This is a genomic window from Mesorhizobium sp. M7A.F.Ca.CA.002.04.1.1 (genome assembly GCF_004022805.1).
Lineage (GTDB): Bacteria > Pseudomonadota > Alphaproteobacteria > Rhizobiales > Rhizobiaceae > Mesorhizobium > Mesorhizobium ciceri.
Genome location: NZ_RZPL01000157.1, coordinates 1 through 9,358 on the forward strand (window position 1 = coordinate 1; position 9,358 = coordinate 9,358).

A 9,358-nucleotide genomic window follows, 5' to 3' on the forward strand; every position below is an offset into this window, starting at 1 on the left:
GATTGCCGAGACCTGCAAACAGCAGCATCGCCTGCTCCGGGCGTGAAAGAGTTACTTCTCTTCGGCGGCAGGAGCCGCTTCAGGTGCAGCCGCTTCAGCCGTCTCTTCCGTCTCCGGCTTCATCGCCGACGAACCGGCAATGGTCGCGATGGTGAAGTCGCGGTCGGAGATCACAGGCTTGACCCCAGCCGGCAGCTTGACCGCCGAGATGTGGATCGAATCGCCAATGTTGGCGCCGGTGAGATCGACGGTGATGAATTCCGGGATCGCATTGGCCGGGCAGTGGAACTCGACTTCGTGACGCACGATGTTGAGTACGCCGCCGCGCTTGATGCCGGGCGACTTGTCCTCGTTGATGAAGTGGACAGGCACGTCGACATTGACTTCGGTGTCCTTGCCGATGCGCAGGAAGTCGACATGGACAGGGAAATCCTTGACCGGGTCGAGCTGGAAGTCCTTCGGCAGGACCTGGATCTTCTTGCCGTCGACATCGATCGTGGCGATCGTGGTCAGGAACCCGCCGCCATGGATCTTGTAGTAGATGTCCTTGTAGGTGAGCGCGATAGCCAGGGGAGGCTGCTTGTCACCATAAATTACTGCAGGCACTTTACCGTTGCGGCGAACTGCACGGGCGGACCCCTTACCGACCTGTTCGCGTGCTTCGGCCTTGAGCTCGTAAGTGTCGTGGCTCATGGCATTTCCTTTCGGTTTGTTCTGGAGCGCTCACGGTGGGCAGAGTGCCTGGACCGTAAACGTCGAAAGCCGACATACCCATGCATGATCTGGTCCGAAAACCGGAATCCACTTTTCGGGATCATGCGGGAAGGCGGCCTTCCGCCGCGTTGCCTCCAAGGGTGTCTACGCGGGTGGCGGCTCTATAGCGGAAGGCGGCCGGAGGTGCAAGCCAAAGGCACGACCGGCCTGGTGCAGCCCAGACGGCCGCTATCCGCGCTTTTCGATGACGGCATAGAGCACGTTGCGGTTCTCGCCGAAGAATACCTGCGCCTCGACGGTGTTGCGGTCGACGCTGGCATTGACGATGTTCCACATATCGACCTCCGATCGCAGCAGCAACACCCAGTCCATGAACGTCTCCCGATACCCCGCGTCGGGGGTGCCCTCGGCGTAGTTGGCGAACAGGAATGTTCCGTTCGGCTTCAACATCTGCAGGCAGGTCTTCGTGAGTTTCACCGCGACGTTGTGGGCGAGGTAGTCGTAAAGGCCGGAGGCGTAGATGAAGTCGAATTTGCCGAGCTTGTGGCCCCGCGTGAGCACGGTTCGCACCGAGCCGTCGATGGCTTCGACGGCGGTGCCCTGGAAGTCGCGCGAGATCAGCCCAACGCTCTGGGGATCCTGGTCGAGCGCAACCCAGCGCTTGAGACGGCCCTCCGTCAGGGCGACCGAACGATTGGCTTCCCGCAAATGGCCGGCCGCGATCGCCAGAACCTCGGTTTCCGGTCCGTTCTTGGCCGCGATCTCGTCGACATATCGGGTCAGGAGGTCGCGTCGTTCCCGGGCCGCGACGCATGACGGTACGTTCTGGGTATGGCTATAGAGTGCTTTGCCGACCTCCGAGGCGTTCGCCACGCTCTCTGCCACGTGCGGATCACAATAGATGTAGTCGAGCAACTGCGCGTCGCCGGAATAGCCCCTGGGTTTGGTGAAGGACCAGTGCGTCAGTGGATCCTCGAGAAAATACTTCAGGATCGGATGGTTCTGCGCGACCGGTATCAACGCATGCCAGACGTCGGGATGAACCTTGGAATGCAGGCCATTGAGGAAGGACAGCAAGCGGCCGACGATCTCGGCCGGGTTCTTGTCCTGTTCGACCTGCTGCTGTGTCGCGTGGAGAATGAGGGCAAGCTCCGCGCGCGCGGTTTCGAACGCTTCGCCATGATGCTCGATCTTTCCCCGAGGCAGCGTGCCGGCGAGCATCTCGGCAGTAATCAAGCTTTTGCCATCAAGAACGGTCTGCACGCCATCACTCCATAGTTAACAGTCGGTTAACTTATTGCGTAGAATGCTCCCTTTGCCAATGTCGGGCCGACGGCATTTTAGGTTTATGATTAATTTCCCGCCAACCATGTTCGTTGGTTAATCAGTTTCCGAGCCGGATTCCGGGTTCGAGTTAACGGAAACTTGTCTTGCGCGATTGCATTTGTTTGCCCGGCGTTCGCAATCGCCGTCGCGTCCCAAGGAGCCGGCCCGCGTGGGGGCAGAAGCTGGAAATGAGTTCGGAAAACAAAATCCCTTTCAAAAGGGGTCGATTGTGATGAACGAACACGTGTCATCCGCATTGGCCGATACGGTTGACGCTGAGCCGTACGAGCCGCGCTACGAACTGGGGGCCGACGAACTTCGCGCCCTCTACCGCACCGAAGCCCGGGCGACGCGAAGAGGGGAGGCCAGGCCAGGGCTTTGGATCGCAGTTGCGATCTATCTCTTGTTTTCGGCAACGGATCTGCTGCTGATCCCGGATGTGGCCGCCTATACGATCACGGCGCGCTTCGCGGTCGGCTTGAGCGCGCTTTTGATCCTGGAAGCGCAGCTTCGCCACGGCGTCGGGACGGAATGGCTCGACGTGACCTGCGCCGGGGCCATCATCTTTGGCTATGTTGGTTGGCTGTGTCCGGCGATTATGGGCGCGGACAAGGAAAGCGTCTCTTACTATATGGTCTTTGGGACCATATTCATGATGAGCGCCAATCTTTTCTTTACATTCAATTTCAAGCTTTCTATCGTAACCTCGACAATAATCTTATGTATACTTTATATCGTAAATTACTTTGTTCCCTCAACTCTCATATACAAAATGGTATTTGGGGCTTTCTATGTTTCTTGTTTCACGTTCACCTCATATGTGAACTGGAAACTGAATGAGGAACGCTACAACGTCTTCCTGAACGCCCTGGAAGCCAAGATCCAGCACAATGAGGCGACCGAACGCGGCAAGGCCCTGCTGAGGTTGTCGCGGACCGATCCGCTCACGGGTCTGGAGAACCGGCGCGCGATCGACGAGAAGCTGCGAGACTACTGGAACGATTGGCAAAAGGTCGGCACCAGCTTTGGGGCGATCCTCATCGACGTGGACTTCTTCAAGAAGTTCAATGACTGCTACGGCCATCAGGAAGGCGACCGCTGCCTGATCCATGTCGCCAATGCCCTTAGCGATATGATCAAACAGTATAATGGCTCCATCGGCCGCTATGGCGGCGAAGAGTTCATCGTCCTGGCTCGCATGGAGAAAAAGGAGCAGATCCTGGACATTGCGGAAGCCATTTGTAGCACGGTGGAGAACCTGGCTCTGACGCACGAACTGCGGCGCGACGGCGTCTCGATCGTAACGGTAAGCGTTGGCGCCGCATTCACCCGGACGCAGACCGGGGCCAAGCTGGAGAAAATCATTCACGAGGCCGATCGCGCTCTCTATCTGGCAAAAGCCGGCGGCCGAAATTGTGCCCGGCTGTTCGATCCAACCGACCCGCAAAGCAGTGACGAGAGCGAGAACATTGCGGCTTTGCTGAAGATCGCGATCGGCCAGAATCTCGTTTCACTCGTTTACCAGCCTATCCAGGATGTCAAATCGGACCGGGTTGAAGCGGTGGAGGCTCTGATGCGCCTCAAGATGCTCGACGGCACATCGGTTCCGCCGAGCCTGTTCATTCCGGTCGCCGAACGGACCGGCGCGATCCTGGAACTCGGGCGCTGGGCGATAAGGACAGTGTGCGCCGAACTGCTGGCGGACGACCACGTCCGTGTCGTCAGTGTCAACGTCTCCCCGATCCAGCTCAAGACACCGGGCTTCGCGACGTCGGTCGCGACCATTCTGGGCGAGACCGGCGTCGCAGGCAGCAGGCTGGCCTTCGAGATCACCGAAGGGCTGGAGATGGAGATGCACTCCGACATCCTGCGCTGCATCAGCGACCTGAAGCTGCTCGGGATCAAGATCTGGCTTGATGATTTCGGGACCGGCTTCGCGGGTCTTTCGTGGCTTCGCCTGATCGATTTCGATACGGTGAAGATCGATCGCTCGTTTCTGCATGACTGCAGCTCCCCGAGCGGCAAGGCGATGCTGCAGGACATTATCACCCTGGTTCGAAATCGCGGCCACAAAATCCTGGTCGAAGGGGTGGAGACAGACGAGCAGATGGCCCTTATGCGCGAATTCGGCATAGACAAGATCCAGGGCTTCCATGTCGGCCGTCCCGCTCCCGCCGTCAGTTTCCAGGCAAAGCGAGCCATGCGCAAACGGCCATTTGCCGTGCTTAAGTCCGCATGATGGTGGCCTCTTCCGACGTTTGGCTAGCCGTCGTCAAGCCGTGCTAGCGGTCGCCGGTCAACGCGGCGCGTAACGCCTGGATCTGCCGGTTCAGCGCATCGAGCTCAGTCAGCGTCATGCCCGAGCGTTCGACCAAGGCTTCGTTCAGGCAGTTGCATTGGACAAGCAGTGCGCGCCCGGCTGATGTCAGATCAACCTGCACCTGGCGCTCGTCGGTCTGGCTGCGCTGGCGGGTCACCAGCCCGGCCTGCTCCATTCGCTTCACCAGCGGCGTGACGGTGCTCGATTCCAAAGCGAGCCGATGGGCGATGGTGCCGACCGACATGCCGTCGGCCTCTCCAAGCGCGTTCAACACCAGGTACTGGGGATAGGTGATGCCCATCTCGTCCAGCATCGGCTTGTAGGTGCGGTTGATGGCCATGCTGGTGGCATAGAGCGTGAAACAGAGCTGATTGTCCAACGGGAGAGGCACGGCGCATTCCTTTTGCCAATGTGGGCATCAAATCGATACCACGAAAAATGATATCGCGATACATATTTTTGTGGACAAGGGTTTTAGGCCGCGTTAGCTATATCGATATCGCGATATTGTTTATCGCGAAAGTAACCAGAAGGAGATTGAGATGACCTCGCAAACCAAACCCAGCTCCGGCAGCGGCATGATCACCACCAGGGACGGAACGCAGATTTACTACAAGGACCGGGGACCGGGCAGCCTGTCGTCTTTCATCACGGCTGGCCGTTGAGCAGCGACGATTGGGACGCCCAGATGCTGTTCTTCGTGTCACAGGGCTACCGTGTCATTGCCCATGATCGCCGAGGCCATGGCCGCTCGACCCAGACGGATATCGGCAACGAGATGGACACCTATGCCGCCGACGTAGCGGAACTCGCAGCCCATCTGGACCTCAAGAACGCCATCCATGTCGGCCATTCGACCGGCGGCGGCGAAGTGGCGCGTTATGTCGCCAAGTATGGCGCCGGCGGCCGTGTCGCCAAGGCGGTGCTGATCGGCGCGGTGCCGCCAATCATGCTCAAGACTGCCGCCAATCCCGGCGGCCTGCCGATCGAAGTGTTCGACGGCTTCCGCTCCGCGCAGGCAGCCAATCGCGCCCAGTTCTTCCGCGACGTTCCATCAGGTCCGTTCTACGGCTTCAACCGCCCGGGCGCAGAGGTATCGCAGGGCGTCATCGATAATTGGTGGCGCCAGGGCATGATGGGCGGCACCAAGGCGCATTATGATTGCATCAAGGCCTTTTCGGAAACCGACTTCACCGAGGATCTGAAGGCGATCGACGTGCCTGTGCTGGTCATGCACGGCGACGACGACCAGATCGTTCCCATCGCGGACTCGGCGCTGCTGACGATCAAGCTGCTCAAGAAGGGCGAGCTCAAGGTCTACAAGGGCTTCCCGCACGGCATGGCCACGACCCATGCAGACATCGTCAACGCCGACCTGCTGGCCTTCTTCAAAGCATAGGCCGTTGGAACGAAAAAAGCACCCGCCGTCTGGCGGGTGCTTTTCCTTGCGTGGGTTTCAGGCCTGATCTAGGCGGCCGCCTGCGCCTTGCGCGCTTCCTTCATGTTGGGCAGGAACACGGTCAGCAATCCAAGAAACGGCAAATAGGAGCAGATCTGGAAGACGAAATCGATGCCCTTCATGTCGGCGACGACGCCGAGCACGGCCGCCGCGATGCCGCCCATGCCGAAGGCGAAGCCGAAGAAGATGCCGGCGATCATGCCGACGCGACCCGGCACGAGTTCCTGCGCAAAGACGACAATGTTGGAGAAGGCCGAGGAGAGGATCAGCCCGATCAGCACCGTCAGCACCATCGTCCATTCCAGATTGGCGTAGGGCAGGGCGAGCGTGAAGGGCAGCACGCCGACGATGGAGAACCAGATCATCGCCTTTTGCCCATAGCGGTCGCCGAACGGGCCGCCGAGCAGGATGCCCAGCGCCGAGGCGCCGAGGAACAGGAACAGCATGACCTGGCTCATCTGCACAGAAACGCCGAACTTATGCATGGAATAGAAGGTGTAGTAGCTGGCGAGGCTGGCGATGTAGGCATTCTTGCTCAGAACCAGCAGTGTCAGCACGATCAATGCATTCATCACCTTGCGGCGCGGGAAGGGCGAAACGAAGCTCGCCGCCTTGCGGGTGCCCTGCGCGGCACGCAGCCGGCTGTACCAGCCGCCGACCTGCCACAAAACGATGATGCCGATCAGCGAGCCGACGGCGAACCAGGAAATGCTGGTCTGGCCGAACGGCACGACGATGAAGGCCGCCAGCAGCGGCCCCATGGACTGGCCGAAATTGCCGCCCACCTGGAACAGCGACTGCGCCAGGCCGAAGCGGCCGCCGGAAGCGAAGCGGGCGATGCGCGAGGATTCCGGGTGGAAGATCGCCGAGCCGATGCCGATCAGCGAGGCACCGATCAGCAGCAGCGAATAATGCCCGGCATAGGCGAGCACGATCAGGCCGATCAGCGACGACGCCATGCCATAGGGCAGCGAATAGGGCATCGGCCGCTTGTCGGTGATCATGCCGATCAGCGGCTGCAGCAAGGATGCGGTCACCTGGAAAGTGAAGGTCAACAAGCCGATCTGCCAGAAATCGAGGCCATAATTCTCTTTCAGGAGCGGGTAAATGGCCGATAGCAGCGACTGCATGATGTCGTTGATGCAGTGGCAGAAGCTCACCGCCAGGATGACGGTGAAGGCCGTCGCCTGGGCTGAGGCGTGACTGGCGCTCGCCGGTGGGGCGACGCTGGCTGCTGTCGTATCGGTCAAGGTAGGCTCCGTGGTCTTTTTGGCGGGCACGCCCGCAGGCAACTGGCGGACGCTCCTTGCGGCCACCCTAGGGACGGTGCCTTATAAGCCGCTTGCGAGACGACTTCTTTCGTGGTTTGGTCCAATAGTTTCGCAAGTGGGCCATAACTAGATGCCGCACGGCAAAGAAGTCTTTCACGCTGGCAATGCCAATCTCGGCCAGTTGCACGAGAGCCGCTGGCAGTGGCTTGAGCAAGTGGCCGGGCCGGCGGTGGCATTGCCGACCGAATATCCTGACGGCTACCGCGTGCCACAGCACCGCCACAGCCGCAGCCAGCTCTTGCATGCGCTTGTCGGTGTGGTGCTGGTGACGACACGCTACGGGCGCTGGATGGTGCCGCCCGACCACGCGATGTGGATTCCAGCCGGCACCGAGCATTCCGTCGAGATGCTGGGCGACGTCTCGATGCGTTCGGTTTATGTCATGCCACAGGCGATCCCCGGGCTGCCCGAAGGCTTGCGCGTCGTCGGCGTCACCGACCTGATGCACAGCCTGATCGTGGAATCGGAGAAGCTCCCGCAAGGCGGCGTTCTGGAAGGACGCGGTGGGCTGATCATGAACCTTCTGCTGCACGAAATCCCGACCTTGCCGGAACGGCCTCTCGGGCTGCCATTTCCGTCCGATCCAAGATTGTCGGCGCTGTGCCGACGCTTCGTCGCAGCACCGTCGCCGCATGCGACCATCGACGAGTGGGCCGATGCAGCCGGCATGAGCCGCCGTTCCTTCACGCGCGCCTTCCAGCGCCAGACCGGCCTGTCGCTGTCGACATGGCGCCAGCAGGCCTGCCTGTTCGCGGCGCTGCCCAGGCTGGCGGACGGCGAGCCGATCACCAGGGTGGCGCTTGATCTCGGCTATGACAGCGTGCCGGCCTTCATCACCATGTTCAAGCGCATGCTGGGGACCTCGCCGCGCGGCTATATGCGCGGCGCACGCGAGAACGTCGAGGTCGCTCGTCGCCTGATCGGCCCGGTTCGGTTGGAAAGCTCCGCGCCTTAAGGGCAGGCGGGTTTAGTCGAACAGGCTGGACACCGATTCCTCAGTCGCCGTGCGCGAGATGGCTTCGCCCATCAGGTCGGCGATCGAGATGACGCGGATGTTGGGCGCGTCGAGCACGCCCTGGGTCGGCTGGATGGAATCGGTGATCACCAGTTCCTGCAGCTTCGAGCCGCTGATGCGGGCAACGGCACCGCCCGACAGCACGCCGTGGGTGATATAGGCGGTGACGCTGGTGGCGCCGTTGGCCAGCAGCGCATCGGCGGCGTTGCACAGCGTGCCGCCGGAATCGACGATGTCGTCGATCAGCAGGCAATCCTTGCCGGCGACCGCGCCGATGATGTTCATGACTTCCGATTCGCCCGGCCGTTCGCGGCGCTTGTCGACGATGGCCAGTTGCGCATCGAAGCGCTTGGCCAGCGCACGGGCGCGGACCACGCCGCCAATGTCGGGCGAAACCACCACGACGTTGCCGAGTTGCTTGTATTTGGCCTTCACGTCGCGGGCCATCACCGGCACGGAAAACAGATTGTCGGTCGGGATGTCGAAGAAGCCCTGGATCTGGCCGGCATGCAGGTCGAGCGTCAGAACGCGGTCGACGCCGGCGCGGGTGATCATGTTGGCGACCAGCTTGGCCGAGATCGGCGTGCGGCCGGAGGCGCGGCGGTCCTGCCTGGCGTAGCCGAAATAAGGGATGACCGCCGTGATGCGCTTGGCCGAGGAGCGCATGAAGGCATCGATCATGATAAGCAATTCCATCAAATGATCGTTGGTCGGGAACGAGGTCGACTGCAGGATGAAGACATCCTCGCCGCGCACGTTTTCCTGGATTTCGACGAAGATTTCCTGGTCGGCGAAGCGCCTGACCGTGGCTTTGCCCAGCGGGACGTTGAGGTACCGGGCGACTGCTTCGGCCAGCACCCTGTTGGAATTGCCCGCGAAGAGTTTCATGCACGGTTCCTGGTGGAGGATGATGAGGCCTGACGGACTCGCTTGCGCCCTTTAACCGGGCTTTTAGCGGCCCGCGCTGGTATTGCAAGCGCCGAGATCGGGAATCCGCCGGCTAAACTCAAGAAAGCTCCGCGCCATCGCCGGACTGCAACAGGGAGCAGGGGACTTGTGCTGGTTCTTCTTCTCATTGGGCATCGGATTTTCCCAAAACCGTCTCCACTTTGGGGTCCGATGCCTCTAGCCCGCCTTGCCGCCGAGCCAGGCGGCGAACTGGTCGATGGTCTGGTCGGCGATCGCCTGCATGG

General features: G+C 60.8%; 7 protein-coding genes and 1 pseudogene. 3 read left to right on the forward strand and 5 right to left on the reverse strand.

The window, feature by feature from the left end; translation table 11 throughout:
- Positions 1–51 precede the first annotated feature (51 nt).
- Both ENZ75_RS11020 and ENZ75_RS11025 read right to left on the reverse strand, forming a co-directional pair.
- Positions 52–693 (reverse strand): 50S ribosomal protein L25/general stress protein Ctc, encoded by a 642-nt coding sequence (locus ENZ75_RS11020; RefSeq protein WP_013529995.1) that lies wholly within the window; start codon positions 691–693, stop codon positions 52–54.
- Positions 694–942: 249 nt separating this feature from the next.
- Positions 943–1,977: a methyltransferase gene (locus tag ENZ75_RS11025; protein WP_013529996.1), complete on the reverse strand. Its 1,035-nt coding sequence runs from the start codon at positions 1,975–1,977 to the stop codon at positions 943–945.
- A 295-nt stretch (positions 1,978–2,272) separates the two neighbouring features.
- On the opposite strand from ENZ75_RS11025, the gene ENZ75_RS11030 reads away from it, so the two are divergent.
- Positions 2,273–4,279 (forward strand): EAL domain-containing protein, encoded by a 2,007-nt coding sequence (locus ENZ75_RS11030; RefSeq protein WP_032808605.1) that lies wholly within the window; start codon positions 2,273–2,275, stop codon positions 4,277–4,279.
- A gap of 43 nt (positions 4,280–4,322) precedes the next feature.
- Here the strand turns inward: ENZ75_RS11030 and ENZ75_RS11035 are convergent, their stop codons facing one another.
- Positions 4,323–4,751: a MarR family transcriptional regulator gene (locus ENZ75_RS11035; protein WP_013529998.1), complete on the reverse strand. Its 429-nt coding sequence runs from the start codon at positions 4,749–4,751 to the stop codon at positions 4,323–4,325.
- A 151-nt stretch (positions 4,752–4,902) separates the two neighbouring features.
- On the opposite strand from ENZ75_RS11035, the pseudogene ENZ75_RS11040 reads away from it, so the two are divergent.
- Positions 4,903–5,759 (forward strand): annotated as a pseudogene (locus ENZ75_RS11040) (alpha/beta hydrolase).
- 68 nt (positions 5,760–5,827) lie between these two features.
- On the opposite strand, the gene ENZ75_RS11045 reads toward ENZ75_RS11040, so the two are convergent.
- A complete protein-coding gene (locus ENZ75_RS11045; RefSeq protein ID WP_063170320.1) occupies positions 5,828–7,069 on the reverse strand; it encodes an MFS transporter in 1,242 nt (413 codons plus the stop codon).
- A 151-nt stretch (positions 7,070–7,220) separates the two neighbouring features.
- On the opposite strand from ENZ75_RS11045, the gene ENZ75_RS11050 reads away from it, so the two are divergent.
- The gene (locus ENZ75_RS11050) at positions 7,221–8,105 is read left to right on the forward strand and encodes a helix-turn-helix transcriptional regulator (protein ID WP_013530001.1); all 885 of its coding nucleotides are present in this window, start codon (positions 7,221–7,223) and stop codon (positions 8,103–8,105) included.
- 12 nt (positions 8,106–8,117) lie between these two features.
- Here the strand turns inward: ENZ75_RS11050 and ENZ75_RS11055 are convergent, their stop codons facing one another.
- Positions 8,118–9,053 carry a ribose-phosphate pyrophosphokinase gene (locus ENZ75_RS11055; protein WP_013530002.1) on the reverse strand — a complete coding sequence of 312 codons (936 nt, stop codon included), beginning with the start codon at positions 9,051–9,053 and terminating at the stop codon, positions 8,118–8,120.
- Positions 9,054–9,358: the final 305 nt, after the last annotated feature.

What these genes read in the sequence shown, in the direction of transcription:
- ENZ75_RS11020 (WP_013529995.1), bottom strand. Translation starts at nt 693, where the DNA reads ATGAGCCACGACACTTACGAGCTCAAGGCCGAAGCACGCGAACAGGTC.
- ENZ75_RS11030 (WP_032808605.1), top strand. Translation starts at nt 2,273, where the DNA reads ATGAACGAACACGTGTCATCCGCATTGGCCGATACGGTTGACGCTGAG.
- ENZ75_RS11050 (WP_013530001.1), top strand. Translation starts at nt 7,221, where the DNA reads ATGCCGCACGGCAAAGAAGTCTTTCACGCTGGCAATGCCAATCTCGGC.
- ENZ75_RS11055 (WP_013530002.1), bottom strand. Translation starts at nt 9,053, where the DNA reads ATGAAACTCTTCGCGGGCAATTCCAACAGGGTGCTGGCCGAAGCAGTC.